The sequence below is a fragment of the Pseudomonas sp. UMAB-40 genome, from assembly GCF_900095275.1.
Lineage (GTDB): Bacteria > Pseudomonadota > Gammaproteobacteria > Pseudomonadales > Pseudomonadaceae > Aquipseudomonas > Aquipseudomonas mandelii_B.
This window is the reverse complement of record NZ_LT607556.1, coordinates 210,522-233,840: the sequence shown is the minus strand read 5'-3', so window position 1 is coordinate 233,840 and position 23,319 is coordinate 210,522. Positions and strand designations below refer to the sequence as shown.

At 61.5% G+C, this 23,319-nt stretch carries 22 protein-coding genes; 14 read left to right on the top strand and 8 right to left on the bottom strand.

Going from position 1 to position 23,319, the window contains the following annotated elements; genetic code table 11:
- Positions 1 to 37: 37 nt before the first annotated feature.
- The 6 genes from K0F88_RS10895 to pilG all read right to left on the bottom strand — a co-directional run bounded on the left by K0F88_RS10895 (position 38) and on the right by pilG (position 10,018).
- Positions 38 to 493 carry a chemotaxis protein CheW gene (locus tag K0F88_RS10895; RefSeq protein WP_094470200.1) on the bottom strand — a complete coding sequence of 152 codons (456 nt, stop codon included), beginning with the start codon at positions 491 to 493 and terminating at the stop codon, positions 38 to 40.
- Positions 486 to 6,386 (bottom strand): Hpt domain-containing protein, encoded by a 5,901-nt coding sequence (locus K0F88_RS10890; RefSeq protein ID WP_219095066.1) that lies wholly within the window; start codon positions 6,384 to 6,386, stop codon positions 486 to 488. The genes K0F88_RS10895 and K0F88_RS10890 overlap by 8 nt, the downstream gene beginning before the upstream one ends.
- 53 nt (positions 6,387 to 6,439) lie before the next feature.
- Entirely contained in the window at positions 6,440 to 8,497 is a 2,058-nt protein-coding gene (locus K0F88_RS10885; RefSeq protein WP_219095065.1) for a methyl-accepting chemotaxis protein, read from the bottom strand.
- 143 nt (positions 8,498 to 8,640) lie between these two features.
- Positions 8,641 to 9,180, bottom strand: coding sequence for a chemotaxis protein CheW (locus K0F88_RS10880; RefSeq protein ID WP_094470197.1), 540 nt, complete (start codon positions 9,178 to 9,180; stop codon positions 8,641 to 8,643).
- A gap of 10 nt (positions 9,181 to 9,190) precedes the next feature.
- Positions 9,191 to 9,556 carry a twitching motility response regulator PilH gene (gene pilH, locus K0F88_RS10875; RefSeq protein ID WP_027926574.1) on the bottom strand — a complete coding sequence of 122 codons (366 nt, stop codon included), beginning with the start codon at positions 9,554 to 9,556 and terminating at the stop codon, positions 9,191 to 9,193.
- Positions 9,557 to 9,613: 57 nt separating this feature from the next.
- On the bottom strand, positions 9,614 to 10,018 hold the full coding sequence (gene pilG, locus K0F88_RS10870) for a twitching motility response regulator PilG (protein ID WP_219095115.1): 405 nt from the start codon (positions 10,016 to 10,018) through the stop codon (positions 9,614 to 9,616).
- Between the two features lie 234 nt (positions 10,019 to 10,252).
- On the opposite strand from pilG, the gene gshB reads away from it, so the two are divergent.
- The 7 genes from gshB to K0F88_RS10835 all read left to right on the top strand — a co-directional run bounded on the left by gshB (position 10,253) and on the right by K0F88_RS10835 (position 16,272).
- Positions 10,253 to 11,206 carry a glutathione synthase gene (gene gshB / locus K0F88_RS10865; protein WP_219095064.1) on the top strand — a complete coding sequence of 318 codons (954 nt, stop codon included), beginning with the start codon at positions 10,253 to 10,255 and terminating at the stop codon, positions 11,204 to 11,206.
- A gap of 77 nt (positions 11,207 to 11,283) precedes the next feature.
- Positions 11,284 to 12,183, top strand: a complete 900-nt coding sequence (locus tag K0F88_RS10860; RefSeq protein ID WP_219095063.1) for an energy transducer TonB — start codon at positions 11,284 to 11,286, stop codon at positions 12,181 to 12,183.
- A 180-nt stretch (positions 12,184 to 12,363) separates the two neighbouring features.
- A complete protein-coding gene (locus K0F88_RS10855) occupies positions 12,364 to 12,936 on the top strand; it encodes a YqgE/AlgH family protein (RefSeq protein WP_077747229.1) in 573 nt (190 codons plus the stop codon).
- Positions 12,936 to 13,373, top strand: coding sequence for a Holliday junction resolvase RuvX (ruvX, locus tag K0F88_RS10850; protein WP_219095062.1), 438 nt, complete (start codon positions 12,936 to 12,938; stop codon positions 13,371 to 13,373). Before K0F88_RS10855 ends, ruvX begins: the two co-directional genes overlap by 1 nt.
- An 80-nt stretch (positions 13,374 to 13,453) precedes the next feature.
- Positions 13,454 to 13,957, top strand: coding sequence for a bifunctional pyr operon transcriptional regulator/uracil phosphoribosyltransferase PyrR (pyrR, locus tag K0F88_RS10845; protein WP_219095061.1), 504 nt, complete (start codon positions 13,454 to 13,456; stop codon positions 13,955 to 13,957).
- Between the two features lie 27 nt (positions 13,958 to 13,984).
- A complete protein-coding gene (locus K0F88_RS10840) occupies positions 13,985 to 15,004 on the top strand; it encodes an aspartate carbamoyltransferase catalytic subunit (protein ID WP_219095060.1) in 1,020 nt (339 codons plus the stop codon).
- Positions 15,001 to 16,272: a dihydroorotase gene (locus K0F88_RS10835; protein ID WP_219095059.1), complete on the top strand. Its 1,272-nt coding sequence runs from the start codon at positions 15,001 to 15,003 to the stop codon at positions 16,270 to 16,272. The genes K0F88_RS10840 and K0F88_RS10835 overlap by 4 nt, the downstream gene beginning before the upstream one ends.
- A 109-nt stretch (positions 16,273 to 16,381) precedes the next feature.
- Here K0F88_RS10835 and K0F88_RS10830 read toward each other — a convergent pair whose 3' ends face one another.
- Complete coding sequence (locus K0F88_RS10830; protein WP_219095058.1) at positions 16,382 to 16,813, bottom strand: NINE protein; 432 nt, start codon at positions 16,811 to 16,813, stop codon at positions 16,382 to 16,384.
- 249 nt (positions 16,814 to 17,062) lie between these two features.
- Between K0F88_RS10830 and K0F88_RS10825 the strand changes: the two genes are divergently transcribed.
- Positions 17,063 to 17,680: a C40 family peptidase gene (locus K0F88_RS10825; protein WP_219095057.1), complete on the top strand. Its 618-nt coding sequence runs from the start codon at positions 17,063 to 17,065 to the stop codon at positions 17,678 to 17,680.
- A 139-nt stretch (positions 17,681 to 17,819) separates the two neighbouring features.
- On the opposite strand, the gene K0F88_RS10820 is transcribed toward K0F88_RS10825, so the two are convergent.
- Positions 17,820 to 18,854, bottom strand: coding sequence for a type IV pilus twitching motility protein PilT (locus K0F88_RS10820; protein WP_094470186.1), 1,035 nt, complete (start codon positions 18,852 to 18,854; stop codon positions 17,820 to 17,822).
- 56 nt (positions 18,855 to 18,910) lie between these two features.
- On the opposite strand from K0F88_RS10820, the gene K0F88_RS10815 reads away from it, so the two are divergent.
- The 6 genes from K0F88_RS10815 (at position 18,911) to metW (ending at position 23,309) form a co-directional block, all read left to right on the top strand.
- Positions 18,911 to 19,597, top strand: coding sequence for a YggS family pyridoxal phosphate-dependent enzyme (locus tag K0F88_RS10815; RefSeq protein WP_219095056.1), 687 nt, complete (start codon positions 18,911 to 18,913; stop codon positions 19,595 to 19,597).
- 34 nt (positions 19,598 to 19,631) lie between these two features.
- Positions 19,632 to 20,450, top strand: coding sequence for a pyrroline-5-carboxylate reductase (gene proC / locus K0F88_RS10810; RefSeq protein WP_219095055.1), 819 nt, complete (start codon positions 19,632 to 19,634; stop codon positions 20,448 to 20,450).
- A gap of 24 nt (positions 20,451 to 20,474) precedes the next feature.
- Positions 20,475 to 21,062 (top strand): YggT family protein, encoded by a 588-nt coding sequence (locus K0F88_RS10805; protein ID WP_010466835.1) that lies wholly within the window; start codon positions 20,475 to 20,477, stop codon positions 21,060 to 21,062.
- Positions 21,062 to 21,358, top strand: a complete 297-nt coding sequence (locus K0F88_RS10800; RefSeq protein WP_094470183.1) for a DUF167 domain-containing protein — start codon at positions 21,062 to 21,064, stop codon at positions 21,356 to 21,358. Before K0F88_RS10805 ends, K0F88_RS10800 begins: the two co-directional genes overlap by 1 nt.
- A 183-nt stretch (positions 21,359 to 21,541) precedes the next feature.
- On the top strand, positions 21,542 to 22,681 hold the full coding sequence (locus tag K0F88_RS10795) for a homoserine O-acetyltransferase (protein WP_219095054.1): 1,140 nt from the start codon (positions 21,542 to 21,544) through the stop codon (positions 22,679 to 22,681).
- Positions 22,682 to 22,688: 7 nt separating this feature from the next.
- Positions 22,689 to 23,309: a methionine biosynthesis protein MetW gene (metW, locus tag K0F88_RS10790; RefSeq protein ID WP_010466828.1), complete on the top strand. Its 621-nt coding sequence runs from the start codon at positions 22,689 to 22,691 to the stop codon at positions 23,307 to 23,309.
- The last annotated feature ends 10 nt before the right edge of the window (positions 23,310 to 23,319 follow it).

The window sequence follows — 23,319 nt, the reverse complement described above, 5'->3', positions numbered from 1 at the left end:
TCCAATGTGGGAGCGGGCTTGCTCGCGAAGGGGCCAGTCAGACCAACCCAGCACTCACAAGTAACTGCTCAAGTGCCAGCAAATCCGGCACCTTCGCCACTTGCTCCCCCACCTGCACCGCCGCCTGCTCCAGCGGACACAACGGCACATCCACATAGCTCAACTGACTATCCAGCTTGTACGACCGCGGAATCCCCTGCACCAGCAACGCAATGAACTTCAGCTCTGGCCGCCCACCAAGGGCATTGAGAATCACGATCCGCGCACGCTCGCCGATGACGATTTTATTGCCGCACGCCGACTCGAAACTCAGCAACGGAATCTGCCGGTCCCGCCACTTCACCAACCCCAGGTACCACGGAGGCGTGTCCAGATCGAACGCCCCCGGTTGATAGTCGATCAACTCCGCCACCGCCACGTTGGGCAGGATCAGGTTGCGGTCGGCCAGGGGCAGCAGCAGCCCGGTGAGATTGCTGGTGCGGTGCTCAAGCATGGGTTTTGCTCCACAACGCGATGCTGTCGAGCAGCACCGATTCCTGGTACGGCTTGCCGAGATAGTCGTTGACGCCGATGGCCATGGCGCGGTCGCGGTGTTTCTGGCCGGTGCGGGAGGTGATCATGATGATCGGCAAGTGCTGCAAACGTTCGTCGCTGCGCACTTGAGTCGCCACTTCGAAGCCGTCCATGCGCGGCATTTCGATGTCGAGCAGCATCACGTCGGGCAGGTGGTCTTCAAGCAGCAGCATGGCGTCAACCCCATCCTTGGCGGTCAGCACGTTCATGCCGTGGCGCTCCAGCAGACGGCTGGTGACCTTGCGCACGGTGACCGAATCGTCGACCACCAGCACCAGCAGCGGTTTATGCGGCTCGACCTCCGCGTCCTGGGTTTGCGTGCGTTGCGGCGCCTGGGCCTGCATGGCGCGGATCGGCGCGAGCAAATCGAGAATCAGCACCACCCGGCCGTCGCCCAGAATCGTCGCCCCGGACAAACCCTGCACCGACGCAAATTGCGGGCCGAGGCTTTTGACCACGATCTCGCGCGTGCCGGCCATGGAGTCAACCTGCACGGCGATGTGCCGCTCGTTGCATTGCACCAGCAAGACCGGCAGTGGCAGGCTCTGGCCCAGCAGTTTCGGACGGGTGCTGGTTTTTAGCAGTTCGCCCAGATAACACAGCTCATACGTCTGCCCGGCGTATTCGTAGGTCGGCGGATCGAGCCGGTAATGCCCTTCGAGTTCGTTGGGCAGCACACGAACGATGCCGTCGATGGTGTTCAACGGGATCGCGTATTGATCTTCCAGGCACTGCACCATCAGCGCGCGGTTGACCGACACGGTGAACGGCAGGCGAATCCGGAAGTGCACGCCCTGCCCCGGTGTCGAGTCGATGACCATGGTGCCGCCGAGCTGCCGGACTTCTTCGTGAACAACGTCCATGCCCACGCCACGCCCGGAGATCTGAGTGATTTTCTCGGCAGTGGAGAACCCCGGTTGCAGGATGAATTGCAGCACGTCGCGGTCGCTGATATCGGCGTCCGCAGCCAGCAAACCGCGCTTGATCGCCTTGCGCCGCACCGCGTCCAGCGGCACGCCCGCACCGTCGTCGCGAATGTCGAAAATGATGTCGCCGCCCTCGCGAGACAGGTCGAGGGTGATCCGGCCCTGGGCCGGTTTGCCGGCCGCGATACGCACCTCGGTCGATTCCAGACCATGGTCCACGGCGTTGCGCAGCATGTGTTCCAGCGGGGCCGCCATGCGTTCGAGCACGTTGCGGTCCATCTCGCCTTCAGCGTTGCCGACCACGAACTCAACGTCCTTGCCCAGCTCACTGGAGACCTGGCGGACGATGCGTTTCAAGCGCGGCAGCATGCGCTCGAACGGCACCATGCGCGTGCGCATCAGGCCTTCCTGTAATTCGGTGTTGATGCGGCCCTGTTGTTGCAGCAGGTTTTCCGCATCCTGATTGCGTCGATCGAGGGTTTCCTTGAGGTCGAGCAGGTCGGAGGCGGACTCGAACAGCGCCCGCGACAACTGCTGCAGCTGCGAGTGACGGTCCATTTCCAGCGGATCGAATTCTTCGTAGCCCAGGCGTTCGGCTTCGACTTGCTGGCGGCTGAGAATCCGGCCCTGGGTTTCAGTATCGAGCCGGCGCAACTGATCGCGCATCCGCTCGATGGTGGTTTCCATTTCGCTCAGGGCCACCCGCGCATCGCTGACCTGTTGCTCGATACGGCCACGGAAGATCGAGGTTTCACCGGCCAGGTTGACCAGATCGTCGAGCAATTCTGCCGAGACCTTGACCATGTCGGCCCCCACTTCGGCTTGCGGCGCCGGGGTGTCGGGTTTCGGCGTGGCGGGCAGCACCACCGGCGCATCGAGAACAGCGGGATGGCTGAAGTTCTTGATCGCGTCGATCAACCGATCAGCCGGCGGCAAGGGCTGACCGGCGCGGGTGGCATCGAGCATCTGCGCCAGTCGGTCGTGACTGCTTTGCAGCAACGCGAACAGCGCCGGGGTCGGTTGCAGCACGCCAGCGGACAAGCCTTCGTAGAGAAATTCCAGCTCATGGGCGAGGTCGCCGATGGGGGCAATTTCCACCATCCGCGCGCCGCCCTTGAGCGTGTGCAGGTCGCGCAGCAGGGTTTCCACTTCCTGACGGTTCGACGGTTCGGCTTGCCAGCGCACCAGCGCCGTGCCGGAGTTTTCGATGATGTCGAAACCTTCCTCGAGGAAGATCTCCAGCAGCTCGGGGTCGTGGCCCGGCGAGTCATTGGCCGGCGCAGGTTCCGCCACTTCGGCGGTGTTGGCGTTGCCCTGACGGAACTTGCGAATCGCTTCGATCAGTTCGTTCGGAGCACCCAGGGTGTGCTGGTTCTTCAGCTGTTCGAGCAACACCGCGAGCCGGTCATGGCTCTGTTGCAGCAACTGCGCGAGGGTTTCACTGTGGCTGTAACGGCGGTCCACCAGGCCTTCGTAAAGACTTTCCAATTCATGGGCCAGGTCGCCGACCGGCTGGACCTCGGCCATCCGTGCGCCACCCTTGAGGGTATGCAAGTCACGCTGCAAGGACGACAGCGGCGCGGCGTTGTCCGGGTCGCTCAGCCAGCGCTGCAAGACCTGGCCAGCGCTTTCGAGGATATCCACCGCTTCTTCGAGGAAGATCGAGACGATCTCATCGTCCAGCTCGACCTGGGTCGCGGTCTGTTCCAGTTCCGCGGTGGCGCTGCCCAGTTCGCGGATGCTCAGGGTGCGGCTGCCATCGCTGCGGATCAGGCCCATGGACGACGGATCAAGGCTTTCGTCGAGCAAGCCGCGCAAGGCCCGGATGCGTTCCGGTTGCGGGCTGACTTCCTGGCCGGCGGCCAGTTCGTCGAGCATGTTGATCAGCGCTTCGTGGGCACTTTGCGCCTCGTGGAAAAACCGGTCGCTGACCGCCAGGCTGCTTTCTTCCACCGCGCCATACAAGTCGAGCAACGCTTCGCAAAGTTCGTCCACCGGGTGCAGATCGGCGAGGTGTGCGCCTTCGCCCAAGGTGGTCAATTCGTCCAGCAACGCGCTGAGCTCCTGACGCTCGCCGGGGTGCTGCTGCCAGCGCTGCAACAGGCTTTCGGCGTCCAGCAGGATGTCCATGCCTTGGGCCAGGAAGTTGTTGATCAGTTGCGGATCACGCTTGATTCGCAGCGCAGTGTTCGGCGCTTTCAACAGCGCGTCCAGACGCTCGGAGAGCAACGCCTTGGTGCGCTCGATCAGCAAATCAGCATCCGGTATTTCGGCCAGCGGATCATCCTTGAGTTGCCGCAGCCCGAGGCGGAACAGACCTTCGGCTTCCAGCAGCAGTTCGACTTCGTCGAGGTCGAGGGCGATCAGGTGCGCCTTGTATTCGCGGGCCAGTTGATCCAGCGGCGTCGCCAGCTCGGCGATCGGCAATACGCCGGCCATCGACGCGCTGCCCTTCAAGGTGTGCAACGCCCGCTGCAACTCGTCGCTGGCTTGCAACGGCACCTGCTCGGCGGCTTGATCGAGGAAACGGTTGAGGCTGGCGAGATGGGTCTCGGCTTCCTTGCGGAAGATCTCCAGCAACAGCGGATCGAGGGCCGCAACGTCCTGGGTGTCTTCATCGCTGGCGGGCGTATCGCCCTTGGCCAGGGCATGGGCGCGAGCGGCCAGTTGGTCGACCTGATTGCACTGGCGCTGGGCATTGGCGGCAAATTCAGCCACCAGCGCCGGCAGCAGCTCCAGTGCATCGCGGAGCAATTGTTGCACCGCCGCCCCAGGCGCAACGCTGTGTTCCAACACGCGGTTGAGCAGGTTTTCCACGGCCCACGCCAACTCACCCAGCACCAGCGCACGGACCATCCGGCCACTGCCTTTCAAGGTGTGGAACGCACGGCGCAATTCACTCAACGCGGCTTTATCGTCCGGATTGGCCGTCCAGCGCGGCAAGTATTCCCGGAGGATTTCCAGGACTTCATCGGTTTCTTCGAGGAAGACTTCCCGCAGCTCATCGTCCACCGGCTCTTCGCCGGCGGGCGGTGGCAGCAGGCTGCCCGGGGTGGTCAGGGCCGGCGGATTGACCGAAGAGACCGGGCTGGCGAGGACATCGGCCAGCGACTGCACGGTATCGGGGTCATCGAGTTCTTGCAGGTCCTGCATCACCTGAGCTTCACTCGGGCTCAGCACATCCTCGAGCATCGGCACATGCTGTTCGCTGGGGAAAAAGCCGAGTGACGCCAGGCTCTTTTCCGCCACGTCGAGCAGCTGTTCGCCGGGAGCCTCGGGGTCGTCGCTGAGACGCTCCAGGTAATACTCGATGCTGGTGATGACGTCGGCCAGGCTGTCCAGTTCCTGCCAGCCGGGCTGACCCGGGTCCAGCAGCAGATGCTCGCGAATGAAGTGGTTGCAGGCTTCGATCAGGCTCGCCGCACGGCCCAACGGAATCATCGACAGCGCACCACGCACTTGGGTCAGCAACGCCGGCAAGGCCTGTAAATGCTGGCGGTCCCAGTCGGCGTCGATGTAGTCGACGATCATGTCCTTGGCCTGTTGCAGGCAGATACGCGTTTCCTTGATCACGATCTGATGGATCTGCGTCAGGTCGGTGGTCGGCAGGCGGCTTTCTTCCTGACTCTCCGGCTCAACGGTGCCGACCATGCCGGCCAGCGTCGCTTCGACGTAGAGCAGGGCCCCGGCGACGTCCATGAGAATGGCGTCGTTGGGTTCGCGCTGGCCTTGGGCAAGACTCAGCACCACCGCCAGTTGATCGATGATGACTTTGCGCGGCTGGCCAAAACCCAACACCGCCAAGGTGTCGGCGATTTGCCGCAGGGGCGCCAGCAGGCTTTCGAGGTCCGAGGTGTGCTGGCGGTCGCTGCGCACGAACAGGTCCAGGCGTTCCTTGACCCGCACCAGTTCTTCACAGAGTGCGGCCAGCACCGAACGCATGGCGTCACGGTCAGGGCCGGCCAGGCGGGCGCGTTCTTCGTCGACCATTGCGCTGTCAGGCAGCGCGTCGTCCAGTGAGTAACGATCTTTCATGGTCAGCATCTGCCCGGTGGGATGTTCGGCCTTGGCAATGTAGAACAGCAAACTCTTGAGTAACTCCGGCGGCGCCGGCTGATTGATGCCGCGAATGCCCTGTTCGAGCAAGCGCTTGAGTTCTTTGTCGGCGTCCTTGAACAGGCTGCGCAGCGCCGGGCTGTTGGCAATCGAGCCACCGCGCATGCCTTCGACCAGCGCCGAGGCGACTTGCCACAACGGGCTCAAAGGCGCGTTGCCGCACAGTCCTTCCAGGCGTGAAAAAACTTTGGTCAGATAACCGAGGTTAGTCTCGTCATCCTGCTCGCGCAGCAACCCGACCAACGCCATCTGCAGCATCTGCCGCAACTTGCGCAGCACATTGGGAAGATCCGCCGGTTCCAGCAGGGCCAGCGATTCTTCGTCCAACCCCGGCAGGTCGAGCAATTGCGGGCTGAACAGACTGGTTTCCGACAACAGGCTTTCGCCCCGGGCACTGCGCAAATCGTTGATCAATGGCAGCACCACCAAGGGCAGGTCACGCCGCGCGCCTTGCACCCGATCGAGGTAAATCGGCAGCTGCCCGAGGGCTTGCAGCAGCAGGTGAAGCGCCTCGTCGCGATGACCGATGCGGTTCTGTTGCAAGGCGATGACCAGGTGTTCCATTTCTTCGGCGAGCAGGGCCGCGCCGTAGAATTCGACCATCTGTAAACTGCCGTGAACCTGATGGATGCACGCCAGGCAATCGCTCAGGGCGTGCGTCGCCTGAGGGTCATCAAGCAGGGTTTCGATGGCTTGATGAGCCACTTTCAGCGTTTCGGCAATCTCGCCTTTGACCCATTCGAGGGCCACATAGTCGTGCCGATCACCCATAACCACTCCAAATCACTGCTCTACTCAAAAAAACGCAAACGCCTGCGGGCGCTTCACACTTTATCCGCAGCCTGCGCCTTGGCCGCCGGCAAGGTGAAACCGGACACCGAGCGCCGCAGCTGACTGGCCATTTTCGCCAGGTTGCCGATGCTCTCGGCGGTGGCGGTCGAACCCGATGACGTCTGCGTGGTGATCTGCTGGATCACGTTCATCGTCAGGGAAATCTGACCGGCCGAAGACGTCTGTTGCTGCGCGGCGTTGGAAATACTCTGGATCAGCGCTGCCAGGGTCTTCGATACACCTTCGATTTCTTCCAGGGCCACTCCGGCATCCTGCGCCAGACGCGCGCCGCGCACCACTTCGGTGGTGGTCTGCTCCATGGAAATCACCGCTTCGTTGGTGTCGGTCTGGATAGCCCGCACCAGGGTTTCGATCTGCCGGGTGGCGGCGGACGAGCGCTCGGCCAGACGTTGCACTTCGTCGGCCACCACCGCAAAACCGCGCCCGGCGTCACCGGCCATCGAGGCCTGGATCGCAGCGTTGAGCGCGAGGATGTTGGTCTGATCGGCAATGTCATCGATCAGGCTGACAATGTCGCCGATTTCCTGAGAGGACTCGCCCAGGCGCTTGATGCGCTTGGCCGTGTCCTGAATCTGCTCGCGGATGTTGTCCATGCCGTGGATGGTGTTGTGCACCACCTCGTTGCCCTTGTTGGCAATCTCCACCGAACGTTCGGCCACCGCCGAGGACTCGGCGGCGTTGGCCGAGACCTGGTCGATGGACTGCGCCATGTCGTTGATCGCGGTGGAGGCTTCGCTGATCTGTTGCGCCTGATGTTCCGACGCTTGGGCCAGGTGCATGGCGGTGGCCTGGGTTTCCTGCACGGCGGCGGCGACCTGGCCGGCGGTGAGGTTGATGGTCGCCACCAGGTCGCGCAGTTGATCGACGGAATAGTTGATCGAGTCGGCGATGGTCCCGGTGAAGTCTTCGGTGACCGAGGCGGTCACGGTGAGGTCGCCGTCGGCGAGGTCTTCGATCTCGTCGAGCAGGCGCATGATCGCAGTCTGGTTGCGCTCGTTCTTCTCGGCGGTTTCGCGCAGCTGGCGATTGGTTTCGCGAACCATCACCAGGCCGATGAGGATGATCGACATCAGCGCCAACAGGCCCAGCACATAGCCGCCAATGGTGTCGGTGTCGCGCCCGCCGGCAAGGTTTTCGAACCCGGTGGCCAGGTGCGAGGCTTCGTCGAGCAGGGTTTGTGACAAGGTGAAAATATTGGTCGCCGATTCGCGAACCTTGAACAGCTCCGGCGAGGTTTCGAGGATTTCATCCACGGAGCCGGAGACGAATTCGAACAGCTCGGAAATCTCGGTCAAGCGGGCACGCGCATCGCGGTCTTCGACCTGGCTGACCCGCAGCGACGTATTGCCCTGGAGCATGCCGTTGAGCACCTGGCCGAACCGTGCCGCGTCACGACCGAACGCGTCGGCGGCCTGTTGCGAATTTTCATCACCGGACAGCACGGTGTTCACCGCGCCCAGGATGCGTTCGGCCAGCAGCGACTGACGCTGGGCCATGGCCACCTGAGCGGCCGGCGCGCCGCGCTGCAAGAGGATTTCGACGACTTTTTCGTATTCGACCTGCAACTGCGGCACGGTTTCGGCCAGCGTTGCGGCGACCTGATGCAGCGACAGCACGGTCTGCTCGCTGGAGAGGATGGCGTCGGTGTTTTTCAGCAGGCGTTCCCAGTCCAGCTGCACGGCGCGCATTTCCGGGCGCACGGTGGACGGCGCCGGTGGCAGGCCGGTGGCCGGGTCGCCCTTCTTCAGGTAACCCCAGCGTTGGGCGAAGTCGTTGCGTGCATCGCTCAGCAACTTGAACGCGGCAGCCTTGCCGGCAGCGGCTTCGGTGGCGTTTTTGGCGATGCGTTGGGACAGCACGCGCAGCTCGCCGGCGTGGCCGATGTACTGTTTGTCATACGTGGCTTGCGTGTTGAGGTAAGCGAAGTTGGCGAACAGCAGCATGATGAAGATGATCAGCGCGATGAACAGCACGATGATCTGCGAGCGGCTGCGCGATCCTTCTGGCTTGCCTGTTTTTGTTTTTATCATCGGTCCTCGCCTGTTAACCCACACTCTTGAAACCTGCTACGGACCCTGTGGGAGCCGGGCTTGCCCGCGATGCAGGCGACACGGTCTCACTTCTAGCCGAGGTGATGCCATCGCAGGCAAGCCAGCTCCCACAGGGTTCGCGTTTACAGCGCTACATGCATGAAGCTTTGTGACTGCACCAGCGTAAACGGACTGAATATTTGCCACGTCTGCTCACGCTGAAACCGGCCCTGGACGAACGCGGCAATCGGCCCGTGGAGATCGGCCGTCGACACCGGTTCCAGAGTGTCCTGGGCAAAGTGCTGCAAGCCGAAGACTTCGTCGACCATCAACCCGGCAAACACTTCGCCGTGTTCCACCACCAACACCCGCCGCTGTTTGCGCAGGGTCGACTGTTCATGACCGAAGAAGCTGCACAAATCCATGATCGGCAGCAATCGCCCGCGCAGGTTGGCCACACCCTTGACCCAGGGTTTGACGCCCGGCAATTGGGTGAAACGCGGTTCGTGCAGGACCTCGCTGACTTCGCCCATGGGCGCGACGTACCAGTTTTCGCCCAAGCGAAAACCGATGCCGCTCCAGCGGTCCTGTCGGGTCGGCTGGGACGGCAGATCCGCCGCCAGCAGACGACAGCGCTGGTCGATCTGCAGCAGCAGTTCGAAAGCCGTCAGCGACTCGGTCATGGCCGGACGATCAACCGGCCAGCACGTTGTTCAGGGTTTTGATCAGGGTCTCTTCGTCGACCGGCTTGGTCAGGTAATCCTTGGCGCCCTGGCGCGTGCCCCAGACTTTGTCGGTTTCCTGATCCTTGGTGGTGATGATGATCACCGGGATGTGCCCGGTGTCCGGGTCTTTGGTCAGCTGGCGGGTCGCCTGGAAACCGTTGAGGCCGGGCATGACGATGTCCATCAGCACCGCGTCAGGTTTTTCCTGGCGGGCCAGGGCCACGCCGTCGGCGCCGTTTTCGGCTTTCAACACTTCATGACCGTGCTTTTCCAGCATGCCGGTCAGTTTGTACATTTCGGTCGGCGAATCATCGACGATCAGAATACGTGCCATGGTCTTCCCCATTCTTGTCAACGCCGGGCCCGCTGGCCGAGCGTCACTGTGCGTGTCCTACTGCGGCAAAACGGCGGCGAAGCCCGGTACATGGGCCTGGATCGCGTTCAGCAGTTCTTCCTTGCTGAAAGGCTTGGTCAAAAACTGGTCGGAGCCGACGATGCGCCCCTTGGCCTTGTCGAACAGCCCGTCCTTGGACGACAGCATAATTACTGGCGTGGACTTGAACGCACTGTGGTTCTTGATCAGCGCGCAGGTCTGATAGCCATCCAGGCGCGGCATCATGATGTCGACGAAGATGATGCCGGGGTGGTTGTCGGCAATCTTGGCCAGGGCATCGAAACCATCGATGGCCGTGATGACTTCACAACCCACGTTCTTCAACAGCGTTTCGGCGGTGCGGCGAATCGTCTTCGAATCGTCGATCACCATGACCTTCAAGGCGCTGGAATGCTGGTCCATAAATGCTCTGCCGTCGCCTTTGCGAATCAAATTGTCCATTTCCGATAATCGGAGGCTCGAAACCCTTGATGTTTAAGGGCCGGAACGATATGGCAGCCTTTTTAGCACAGTCTCCAAATGCAATCTATCGGGTGACTGGCGCGGTGGTTTTTCCTTGACCGGGAACACACTGCGCGCCAATCTGACGCCACTTTTTCGTGTCCAACCGGACCACCCAAATTCGAGGAAAAACCCATGAGCGTTCGCGTCGGGATTGTCATGGATCCTATTGCCAGCATCTCCTATAAAAAGGATAGCTCGCTGGCCATGCTGCTGGCCGCACAGAAGCGCGGCTGGGAACTGTTCTATATGGAACAGCGCGATTTGTATCAGGGTGAAGGCGAAGCCCGGGCGCGGATGCGTCCGCTGAAAGTCTTCGCCAACCCGGAAAAATGGTTCGAACTGGAAGCCGAGACCGACGCGTTGCTGAGCGATCTGGACGTGATCCTGATGCGCAAGGATCCGCCGTTCGACATGGAGTTCGTCTACTCCACGTACCTGCTGGAACAAGCCGAACGCGCTGGCGTGCTGGTGGTCAACAAGCCGCAAAGCCTGCGTGACTGCAACGAAAAGCTGTTCGCCACGCTGTTCCCGCAGTGCACGCCGCCGACCGTGGTCAGCCGCCGCGCCGACGTGCTGCGTGAGTTCGCCGCCAAACATGGCGACGTGATCCTCAAGCCGCTGGACGGCATGGGCGGCACTTCGATCTTTCGTCATCGCGCGGGCGATCCAAACCTGTCGGTGATTCTGGAAACCCTGACCGCGCTGGGCACCCAGCAGATCATGGGCCAGGCCTACCTGCCGGCGATCAAGGACGGCGACAAACGCATCCTGATGATCGACGGCGAGCCGGTGGATTACTGCCTGGCACGCATCCCGGCCGCCGGCGAAACCCGTGGCAACCTCGCGGCCGGTGGCCGTGGCGAAGCCCGTCCGCTGAGCGAAAAGGATCGCTGGATTGCCGCACAAGTCGGCCCGACCCTGCGTGAAAAAGGCCTGTTGTTCGTGGGCCTGGACGTGATCGGCGAGCACCTGACCGAAATCAACGTCACCAGCCCGACCTGCATTCGCGAGATTGATAATGCGTTCGGCACCGACATTGGCGGGATGTTGATGGATGCCATCGATCAGAAGCTCAAGGCTCGTTGATATAGAACAGCCAAGATTGAACCAACATTGCGTTATCATGCGCGGCCTGTGAAAAACGCGATGTTGGTTTCCTTGTCATGACACTTCCGTCCGATCTGCCCGCTGAACTCGCCCATCGTGGCGTGCGCCCAGCCGATCGCCTCGGATTTACCCTGTTTCTCGCGGCGTTGATTCACCTGGCCTTGCTGTTGGGCGTCGGGTTCACGATGGTTGAACCCAAGCAGATCAGCAAAACCCTGGAAATCACCCTCGCCACCTTCAAAAGTGAAAAAAAGCCTGCGAAAGCTGATTTCCTCGCCCAGGAAAATCAGGAAGGCAGTGGCACCCTGGATAAAAAGGCAATTCCCAAGACCACTGAGGTCGCGCCCTTCCAGGACAACAAGGTGCAGAAAGTCACACCGCCGCCGGCCGCCAAGCCGCCAGTGCCGGAAGCAGCGCCCAAAGCTGCCGTGACCACGGTCGCGCCGAAGCCGAAAAAAGCCCCGGCGAAGAACGAAGAGATCAAGCCGATAACCAAGCCTGCGGTGGCGGCACCGACTTTCGACACTGAACAGCTGTCCAGCGACATTGCCAGCCTGGAAGCAGAACTGGCCAACGAACAACAGCTGTACGCCAAGCGCCCGCGCATCCACCGCCTGAGCGCTGCTTCGACCATGAAAGACAAGGGCGCCTGGTATAAGGACGAATGGCGCAAAAAGGTCGAGCGCATCGGCAACCTGAATTACCCCGACGAAGCGCGGCGCCAGCAGATCTACGGCAATTTGCGCCTGATGGTCTCGATCAATCGCGATGGCTCGCTGTATGAAGTGCTGGTGCTGGAGTCCTCCGGGCAACCGCTGCTGGATCAGGCGGCACAGCGGATTGTGCGGCTGGCGGCACCGTTTTCACCGTTTACCGGGGATTTGTCGGATATAGACCGTTTGGAAATCATCCGCACCTGGAAATTCGCTCGTGGGGACAGACTCTCAAGCAACTGACCACCACAAATCCCCTGTGGGAGCGGGCTTGCTCGCGAATGCGGTGTGTCATTCAGTATTGATGTCGACTGACACGCCGCATTCGCGAGCAAGCCCGCTCCCACATTTGATCCGAGTTGGCTGCCAAATTGCGGCATCCCCAGCTTGTCAGTTCGCCCCTCCAACGCCACACTAGCGCTCATGAAGAACGTCAGCCCCAGCTACCTCAAGCATCACTTCCTGATCGCCATGCCTCACATGGCCGACCCGAACTTTGCGCACACCTTGACCTACATCGTCGAGCACACGGCCAATGGTGCCATGGGGCTGGTGGTCAACCGCCCGCAAGACCTGAATCTGGCCGATATCCTCGAGCAATTGCGCCCCGACATCGAACCGCCCGTGCTCTGCCAGCATGTGCCGATCTTTATCGGCGGCCCGGTGCAGACCGATCGCGGCTTCGTCCTGCACCCTTCGGGCAAGACCTTTCAGGCGACCGTTGATCTGGAAGGCGACCTTTCCTTGTCTACCTCCCAGGACGTGCTGTTCGCCATCGCTGACGGCGTCGGCCCGGCCAAAAGCGTGATCGCCCTCGGCTACGCCGGTTGGGAAGCCGGGCAGCTCGAAGCCGAGCTGGCGCAGAACGCCTGGCTGACCTGCCCGTTCGACGCCGACATCCTGTTCAACACCAGCAGCGAACTGCGCCTGGACGCGGCGGCCAAGCACCTCGGGGTCAATCTCAGCCTGCTGACCAGCCAGGCGGGCCACGCCTGATGGCCCTGCGACTGATTCTGGGTTTTGACTACGGCACCAAACAGATCGGCGTTGCGGTCGGCCAGGTGATTACCGGCCAGGCCCGCGAGCTGTGCACCTTGAAGGCACAGAACGGTATTCCCGACTGGAATCAGGTCGAAGCCCTCATTAAAGAGTGGAAACCCGATGCTGTGGTGGTTGGCCTGCCCTTGAACATGGACGGCACGACGAGCGACATGTGCCTGCGCGCGGAGAAATTCGCCCGCCGCCTCAATGGCCGCTACAACTTGCCCTTCTATACCCACGATGAGCGCCTGACCACCTTCGAAGCGAAGGGCGAACGACGTGATCGTGGCGGACAAAAGGGCAGCTACCGCGACAACCCGGTCGACGCCATCGCCGCCGCCCTGCTGCTGCAAGGCTGGCTCGACGAAAACACCGCACTGTTCGAATCCTGAAGCGCCGTCAAAGCGTCTCTCTTAGCGACAACCCGAGCCAAACCCCGCACGCACCGGCTCGGGCCCAAGAAGGAGCAACCATGAGCCTGCCCAATCCCGCCGAACTGATCAGCCAGATGGCGATCCGTCTCAAGGCACATCTGGAACACCGTGGCATCAGCGAACCGCGCTACATCGGCATTCGTACCGGCGGCGTCTGGGTCGCCCAGGCGTTGCTCGATGAACTGGGCAGCGACTCGCCCCTCGGCACCCTGGACGTGTCCTTCTACCGCGACGATTTCAGCCAGAACGGCCTGCACCCTCAAGTGCGCCCCTCCGCCCTGCCATTCGAGATCGAAGGCCAGCACCTGGTGCTGATCGACGACGTGCTGATGAGCGGCCGGACCATCCGCGCCGCCATGAATGAACTGTTCGACTACGGCCGCCCGGCCAGCGTGACGCTGGTGTGCCTGCTGGACCTTGACGCCGCCGAGTTGCCGATCCGCCCGAACGTGGTCGGTGCGACGCTGGCGCTTGCGGCCCACGAGCGGGTGAAACTGTCCGGCCCGGAGCTCAAGCTCGAACTGCAAGACCTCGCCCTTTAATTCGCCCTATTGAGAGTCCCCCTCGCGATGACGCCTCTAGAAACCAAGCGCCCGCTGCAGCTCAATGATCAGGGCCAGCTGCGCCACTTCCTCTCGCTCGACGGTTTGCGCCGCGAGTTGTTGACGGAAATCCTCGACACCGCCGACTCGTTCCTCGAAGTCGGCGCCCGGGCGGTGAAGAAAGTCCCGTTGCTGCGCGGCAAGACCGTGTGCAACGTGTTCTTCGAGAACTCCACCCGCACCCGCACCACCTTCGAGCTGGCAGCCCAGCGCCTGTCGGCCGACGTGATCACGTTGAACGTGTCGACTTCGTCGGCGAGCAAGGGCGAAACCCTGCTCGACACTCTGCGCAACCTGGAAGCCATGGCGGCCGACATGTTCGTCGTGCGTCACGGTGACTCCGGCGCTGCGCACTTCATCGCCGAACATGTCTGCCCGCAAGTAGCGATCATCAACGGCGGCGACGGCCGTCACGCCCACCCGACCCAGGGCATGCTGGACATGCTGACAATCCGCCGGCACAAGGGCGGTTTCGAAAACCTCTCCGTGGCCATCGTCGGCGATATCCTGCACTCGCGGGTGGCGCGCTCGAACATGCTCGCGCTGAAAACCCTCGGCTGCCCGGACATCCGCGTCATCGCGCCGAAAACCCTGCTGCCGATCGGCGTCGAGCAGTACGGCGTGAAGGTTTACACCGACATGACCGAAGGCCTGAAAGACGTCGATGTGGTGATCATGCTGCGCCTGCAACGTGAGCGCATGACCGGCGGTTTGTTGCCGAGCGAAGGCGAGTTCTATCGCCTGTTCGGCCTGACCACCGCGCGCCTGGCCGGAGCCAAACCGGATTGCATCGTCATGCACCCGGGGCCGATCAACCGCGGGGTGGAGATTGAGTCGGCGGTGGCCGACGGTCCGCACTCGGTGATCCTCAACCAGGTCACCTACGGCATCGCGATTCGTATGGCCGTGTTGTCCATGGCCATGAGCGGGCAGACTGCGCAACGTCAATTCGAGCAAGGCCAATTCGAGCAGGAGAACGCCCAGTGAAGCTCAGCATTCTCGGCGCACGTGTCATCGATCCGGCCACAGGTCTGGATCAAGTTACCGATATCCATATTGAAGCCTGCAAGGTCGTTGCCCTTGGCGCCGCGCCCGCCGGTTTTGTGCCCGTCGACACCATTGATGCCAAAGGCCTGGTGGCCGCCCCCGGGCTGGTTGATCTGAACGTCGCCCTACGCGAGCCGGGCTACAGCCGCAAAGGCTCGATCGTCAGCGAAACCCGCGCCGCTGCGGCCGGTGGCGTGACCAGTCTGTGCTGCCCGCCGAAAACCAAACCGGTGCTCGATACTTCGGCCGTGGCCGAACTGATCCTCGACCGTGCCCGCGAGGCCGGCAACACCAAGGTTTTCCCGATCGGTGCCCTGAGCAAAGGCCTGGACGGCGAACAGCTGGCCGAACTGGTCGCCTTGCGCGATGCCGGCTGCGTGGCCTTCGGCAACGGCCTGGAGAGCTTCCGCAACACCCGCACGTTGTGCCGGGCGCTGGAATACGCGGCGACCTTCGACCTGACGGTGATTTTCAACTCTCAGGATCATGATCTGGCCGAAGGTGGTTTGGCCCACGAAGGCCCGACCGCCAGTTTCCTCGGCTTGCCGGGCATTCCGGAAACCGCTGAAACCGTGGCCCTGGCCCGGGACCTGCTGCTGGTCGAGCAAAGCGGCGTGCGTGCGCACTTCAGCCAGCTCACCAGCGCTCGCGGCGTGGCCCTGATCGCTCAGGCCCAGGCCCGTGGCCTGCCGGTGACCGCCGATGTGGCGTTGTATCAACTGATCCTGACCGACGAAGCGCTGATCGACTTCAGCAGCCTCTATCACGTCCAGCCGCCGCTGCGCACCCGCGCCGACCGCGATGGCTTGCGTGCAGCGGTGAAGTCGGGCGTGGTTTCGGCCATCTCCAGCCATCACCAGCCCCACGAACGGGATGCCAAACTGGCACCGTTCGGCGCGACCGAGCCGGGCATCAGCAGTGTTGAACTGCTGCTGCCGCTGGCGATGACGCTGGTGGAGGATGGGTTGCTGGATCTGCCAACGTTGTTGGCGCGGCTCAGCAACGGGCCTGCCGAGGCGTTGCGCTTGCCGGCGGGCAAATTGGCGGTAGGTGGGCCGGCGGACATCGTGCTGTTTGATCCGGCGGCTTCAACCGTGGCCGGTGAGACCTGGCTGTCCAAGGGTGAGAACTGCCCATTCATTGGGCATAGCCTGCCAAGCGTGGTGCGTTACACGTTGGTGGATGGGCGGATCAGCCACCAAGCGTAAGACCGCGTCGACCCCAATCGCGGGCAAGCCCGCTCCCACAATGGTTGTGTGAGGCCACAAACTTGCGGCCAACTGATAACCCTGTGGGAGCGGGCTTGCCCGCGATGGCTTACTGGAAGGTGCCTCTGTTCTGCGCGTTGCGCACGGACACCTGGTCATTCAGCGTCCAGAAGTCATACAAAACCCCCAGAAAGAACAACCCGCCCGTCACTAGGTACAGCAATCCGCTGATCCACTTCCCCTGATACATCCGGTGTACGCCCAATACCCCGAGAAACGTCAGCAGAATCCACGCCACGTTGTACTCGATGGGCCCGGCGGTAAAACGCAGGTCCGCTTCACGGTCCATGGCCGGAATCAGGAACACGTCGATCAGCCAGCCAATGCCCAGCAATCCAAACGTGAAAAACCAGATCGTCCCGGTTACCGGCTTGCCGTAATAGAAGCGGTGAGCCCCGGTAAAACCAAAAATCCACAGCAGGTAGCCGATTACTTTGCTGTGCGTGTCTTGCTGCTGGCCAGCCTGTTGATAGGTGTTCATGTAGGGCCTCGATTCACACGATAGATAAATATTCTTGAATTCTTTGTGACTTTTTTACAGGTTGCCGACGTATGGCACATGCTACCTTCGTTTCCGTCAAAGCCTTATACCACCTGACTTCTGTCCGACAATGGCGTCCATTTGCCGCTTATTTGGTTCCGTTGACCACAAGTTGAATCGACCAACGGCCTCGGAAGGACAAAAAAAGCTGTTATAAAGTTGCGCGCTAACCCATATGAGCCTTGCCTAATGCGTCCATTTTTCAAGACATGGCTAACCATTTGCCTTTTGATGCCACTGGCCGCCCACGCCACCAATCGTGAGCAACGTCTTCCAAACGTTAATGGTTACACCCAAAAAACCCATGTTTCTGCTCCTTCGAGCAAAAACAAGAAAACCGAAAAACGTGTTCCACAGCTGGCTAGCAAAAGCGGCCTTGTTCCGCCGATGGCGACCAAGGAAAGCAGCAACGTGCTGAGTCGCGCCGTCAACGTCCTCGGTACACCTTACCGTTGGGGCGGCAGCAGCCCAAGTAAAGGGTTCGATTGCAGCGGCCTGGTGAAATACGCGTTCAACGACGCCACGTTTGACCTTCCACGCACGTCCAATGCCATGGCCAGCGGTCATGGCGAGAAAGTCGATCGCAAGGATCTGAAGCCGGGCGACCTGATTTTCTTCAACATCAAGAGCCGTCGAGTCAATCACGTTGCCATCTACCTGGGCAACGACCGTTTTATCCACGCACCGCGCCGTGGCAAGTCGGTGACCATCGACACCCTGAAGAAACCGTACTGGGAAAGCCACTACGTGGTTGCCAAGCGGGTTCTGCCGAAAGAGAAGAACACCCTTCAAGTTGTTCAGCGCTGATCTGCTGACACCCTTGATCGTTCCCACGCTCCGCGTGGGAATGCAGCCCGGGACGCTCTCCGCGTCCCTGCCGAAACGGACGCGGAGCGTCCATTGAGGCATTCCCACGCAGAGCGTGGGAACGATCAATATTCCATCCTCAGAAGTTATCCGGCGACCGCGCCTTCTCCCGTGCATGCTCCCGGCTGATCAAGCCCTTGGCCACCAATTCCTTCAAGCACATATCCAGCGTCTGCATCCCCAGGTTGCCCCCGGTCTGAATCGACGAATACATCTGCGCCACCTTGTCTTCGCGGATCAGGTTACGGATCGCCGACGTGCCGAGCATGATTTCGTGCGCCGCAATGCGCCCGCCACCGATCTTCTTGATCAGGGTCTGCGACACCACCGCCAGTAACGACTCGGACAGCATCGACCGCACCATCGACTTCTCGTCCCCCGGAAACACGTCCACCACGCGGTCGATGGTCTTTGCCGCCGACGTGGTGTGCAGCGTGCCGAACACCAGGTGACCGGTCTCGGCGGCCGTCAGTGCCAGGCGAATGGTCTCCAGGTCACGCATCTCCCCCACCAGAATCACGTCCGGGTCTTCCCGCAGCGCCGAGCGCAGGGCCGTGGCGAAGCTGCGGGTATCACGGTGGACTTCGCGCTGGTTGATCAGGCATTTACGCGATTCGTGGACGAATTCGATGGGGTCTTCGATGGTGAGGATGTGGTGATGGCGATGGTTGTTCAGGTAATCGATCATCGCCGCCAGAGTGGTGGACTTGCCGGAACCGGTGGGGCCCGTCACCAGCACCAGGCCCCGCGGAGCCTCGGTGATCTTGCGAAAAACCTCGCCCATCCCGAGGTCGTCCATGCTCAGGACTTTCGACGGGATGGTCCGGAACACCGCACCCGCCCCCCGGTTCTGGTTGAAGGCGTTGACCCGGAAACGCGCCACGCCGGGCACTTCGAAGGAAAAATCAGTTTCCAGGTGTTTCTCGAAGTCCACCCGCTGGGTGTCGTTCATGATGTCGTAGATCAGCTCATGCACCTGTTTGTGGTCCAGGGCCGGCAGGTTGATGCGCCGCACGTCGCCGTCGACGCGAATCATCGGTGGCAGGCCGGCAGACAGGTGCAGGTCGGACGCGCCCTGTTTAGCGCTGAAGGCCAGCAGCTCAGTGATATCCATAGCGCTCCTCAATTCCAGTAGAATGCCGCCAACCTTCAAACCGCCGGCGCCTCTTGATGTCCACGATAGCAGACAACATTCTTCAGGTTAGTTCGCGCATCCGCGCCGCCGCCCTTGCCGCCCACCGCGACGAGCACAGCGTTCAACTGCTGGCGGTGAGCAAGACCAAGCCTGCCGAGGCCGTGCGCGAGGCGTATGCCGCAGGCGTGAGCGATTTTGGCGAGAATTACTTGCAGGAAGCCCTGGGCAAACAGCTCGAATTGGCCGATCTGCCCTTGATCTGGCACTTCATTGGCCCCATTCAATCGAACAAGACTCGCGCTATCGCCGAGCACTTCGCCTGGGTGCATTCCGTGGATCGCTTGAAAATCGCACAACGCCTGTCCGAACAACGCCCTGCCGATCTGCCGCCCTTGAACATCTGCATCCAGGTCAATGTCAGCGGTGAAGCCAGCAAATCCGGCTGCACCCCGGCCGACCTGCCGGCCCTGGCCAAGGCCATCAGCGAATTGCCGCGCATCCAGTTGCGCGGGTTGATGGCGATCCCTGAGCCGACTGACGATCGCGCCGCCCAGGACGCTGCTTTTGCTGCCGTGCAAAGCCTGCAAGCCAGCCTGAACCTGCCGCTCGACACACTTTCCATGGGCATGAGCCACGACCTCGAGTCGGCCATCGCCCAGGGCGCCACGTGGGTCCGCATCGGTACGGCCCTGTTTGGCGCCCGCGATTACGGTCAACCATGACAATGGCTGACACCTCTCTTTATAAGGACCTGACATGAGCAAGACTCGTATTGCCTTTATCGGTGCCGGAAATATGGCCGCCAGCCTCATCGGCGGCCTGCGCGCCAAAGGCCTGGACGCCGCACAGATCCGCGCCAGCGACCCGGGCGCCGAAACCCGCGCCAAGGTGCAGGCTGAACATGGCGTTGAAGTATTCGCCGACAATGCCGATGCCATTCAAGACGCTGACGTGGTGGTGCTGGCGGTCAAGCCGCAGGCCATGAAAGCCGTGTGCGAAGCGATTCGCCCAAGCCTGAAACCGAATCAACTGGTGGTTTCGATCGCGGCCGGCATCACCTGCGCCAGCATGAACAACTGGCTCGGCGCCCAGCCGATCGTGCGTTGCATGCCAAACACCCCGGCGCTGCTGCGTCAGGGCGTAAGTGGTTTGTTTGCCACGGCCGAAGTCAACGCTGAGCAACGCCAGCACGCCGAAGAGCTGTTGTCGGCGGTCGGCATTGCCCTGTGGCTCGACGAAGAACAGCAACTGGACGCGGTCACCGCCGTTTCCGGCTCGGGTCCGGCGTACTTCTTCCTGTTGATCGAAGCCATGACCGCCGCCGGCGTGAAGCTCGGTCTGCCTGCGGACATCGCCGCCCAACTGACGGTGCAAACCGCGCTGGGTGCCGCGCACATGGCGGTTGCCAGCGATGTCGACGCCGCTGAATTACGTCGTCGCGTGACGTCCCCTGCGGGCACCACGGAAGCGGCAATCAAATCGTTCCAGGCCGGCGGCTTCGAAGCGCTGGTGGAAAAAGCACTCGGCGCCGCTGCGCACCGTTCGGCCGAGATGGCTGAGCAACTTGGCCGCTAATCAGCTCTTACAAAGGAATTAATGATGCTTGGACTCAATGACGCTGCCATTTTCATAATTAAAACCCTGGGCAGCCTGTACCTGCTGATCGTGTTGATGCGCTTCATCCTGCAATTGGTTCGGGCGAATTTCTACAACCCGCTCTGCCAGTTCATCGTGAAAGCCACCCAACCGCTGCTCAAGCCGCTGCGCCGGGTCATCCCGAGCATGTTCGGGCTGGACATGTCGTCACTGGTATTGGCGCTGATCATTCAAATGCTGCTGATCGCGGTGATCCTGCTGCTCAAAGGCTTCATGGTCGACTGGCTGTTCCTGGTGCCGTGGGCCCTGATCGCGCTCTTCTCGCTGTTTTTGAATATTATTTTCTGGGCGATGATCATCAGCGTGATTCTGTCGTGGGTCGCCCCGGGGAGCCACAATCCGGGCGCCGAGCTGGTCGCGCAGATCACTGAACCGGTCCTCGCCCCGTTCCGTCGGATCATTCCGAACCTGGGTGGCCTCGATATCTCGCCGATCTTCGCGTTTATCGTGATCCAGTTGCTGCAAAGCTGGCTGATCCCGCGCCTTGCGAACTTCGCCCTCATGCCAATGGGACTGCTCGGCCTGATCTGATGAGCTACTTTCGCTGGGACGGTGACGACCTGATTCTGGAATGTCACCTGCAACCGGCAGCCCGCAGCGATGATTTCTGCGGGCTGCACGGGGATCGACTGAAGATTCGCCTCACGGCGCCGCCGGTAGAAGGCAAGGCCAATGCGTATCTGATGGCGTTTTTGGCCAAGGCGTTTGGGGTGTCCAAGAGTCAGGTCAGCTTGGTCAGCGGCGAGCTGAACCGGCAGAAGCGGGTGCGGATCTGTTCGCCGAAGAAGCTGCCGGATTTACCGGATCTGCTGCGTCCGGCAGGTTAACCGCGTTATCGTTCTTCGCGGGCAAGCCACGCTCCCACAGGGGTACGCATTCCCCTGTGGGAGCCGGGCTTGCCCGCGATGGTTACACCTCGGTCTAACTGAATGAAATCAGGCCAGCCCTTTGCTTGCTGCTAGGGGCAGCGGTCTTTAGACTTACGCCTCATTTCAACGAGAGCAGGGTCGATGCCAACTGCCTTTCCCGCCGATTCTGTTGGTCTGGTGACGCCGCAAGTGGCGCACTTCAGTGAACCCCTGGCCCTGGCCTGCGGCCGTTCGCTCCCAGCTTATGACCTCATTTACGAAACCTACGGCACGCTGAACGCCACGGCGAGCAACGCCGTGCTGATCTGCCACGCCTTGTCGGGTCACCATCACGCTGCCGGCTTCCACAGCCCCGACGACCGAAAACCCGGTTGGTGGGACAGCTGCATCGGCCCCGGCAAGCCGATCGACACCAACAAGTTCTACGTGGTCAGCCTGAACAACCTCGGCGGCTGCAATGGTTCCACCGGCCCGAGCAGCGTCAACCCGGAGACCGGCAAGCCGTTTGGCGCCGACTTCCCGGTCCTGACCGTGGAAGACTGGGTGCACAGCCAGGCGCGCCTGGCCGACCTGCTCGGCATCCGCCAATGGGCCGCGGTGATTGGCGGCAGTCTCGGCGGCATGCAGGCGATGCAATGGAGCATCACTTACCCTGATCGCATTCGTCACTGCCTGGCTATCGCCTCGGCCCCCAAGTTGTCGGCGCAGAACATCGCCTTCAACGAAGTGGCGCGCCAGGCGATCCTCACCGACCCCGATTTCCACGGCGGTTCGTTCCAGGAAGCGGGCGTGATCCCCAAGCGCGGTTTGATGCTGGCGCGGATGGTCGGGCACATCACGTATCTGTCCGATGACTCGATGGGTGAGAAATTCGGCCGCGGCCTGAAGAGCGAAAAGCTCAACTACGACTTCCACAGCGTCGAGTTCCAGGTCGAAAGCTACCTGCGTTATCAGGGCGAAGAGTTCTCCGGGCGCTTCGACGCCAACACGTACCTGCTGATGACCAAGGCGCTGGACTACTTCGATCCGGCTGCCAACTTCGACGATGACCTGGCGAAAACCTTCGCCCATGCCCAGGCCAAGTTCTGCGTGATGTCTTTCACCACCGACTGGCGCTTCTCCCCTGCCCGCTCGCGGGAACTGGTGGACGCGCTGATGGCGGCCAAGAAGGACGTTTGCTACCTCGAGATCGACGCTCCGCAAGGCCACGACGCCTTCCTGATTCCGATCCCGCGCTACTTGCAGGCCTTCAGCAATTACATGAACCGCATTACGTTGTGAGAAAGCCATGAGAGCTGATCTGGAAATCATCCAGGAATGGATCCCCGCCGGCAGCCGCGTGCTCGACCTCGGTTGCGGCGACGGCGAACTGCTGACCTGGCTGCGCGATAACAAACAAGTGACCGGCTATGGCCTGGAAAACGACCCGGACAACATCGCCGAATGCGTGGCCAAGGGCATCAATGTGATCGAGCAGGACCTGGACAAGGGCCTCGGCAACTTCGCCAGCAACAGCTTCGACGTCGTGGTCATGACCCAGGCGCTGCAAGCCGTGCATTACCCGGACAGGATCCTCGACGAAATGCTGCGGGTCGGCCGCCAGTGCATCATCACCTTTCCCAACTTCGGTCACTGGCGCTGCCGCTGGTACCTGGCGAGCAAGGGCCGGATGCCGGTGTCCGAGTTTCTGCCGTACACCTGGTACAACACGCCGAACATCCACTTCTGCACTTTCGAAGACTTTGAAGCACTTTGTCGCGAACGTGAAGCGAAGGTCATTGATCGGCTGGCCGTGGATCAACAGCACCGTCACGGGTGGGCCAGTAAGCTATGGCCTAATCTATTAGGTGAAATCGGTATTTACCGCGTCAGCAGCCCTGGGTTGCAGGATCACAAAATCGCGGTCTGAACCACGACAT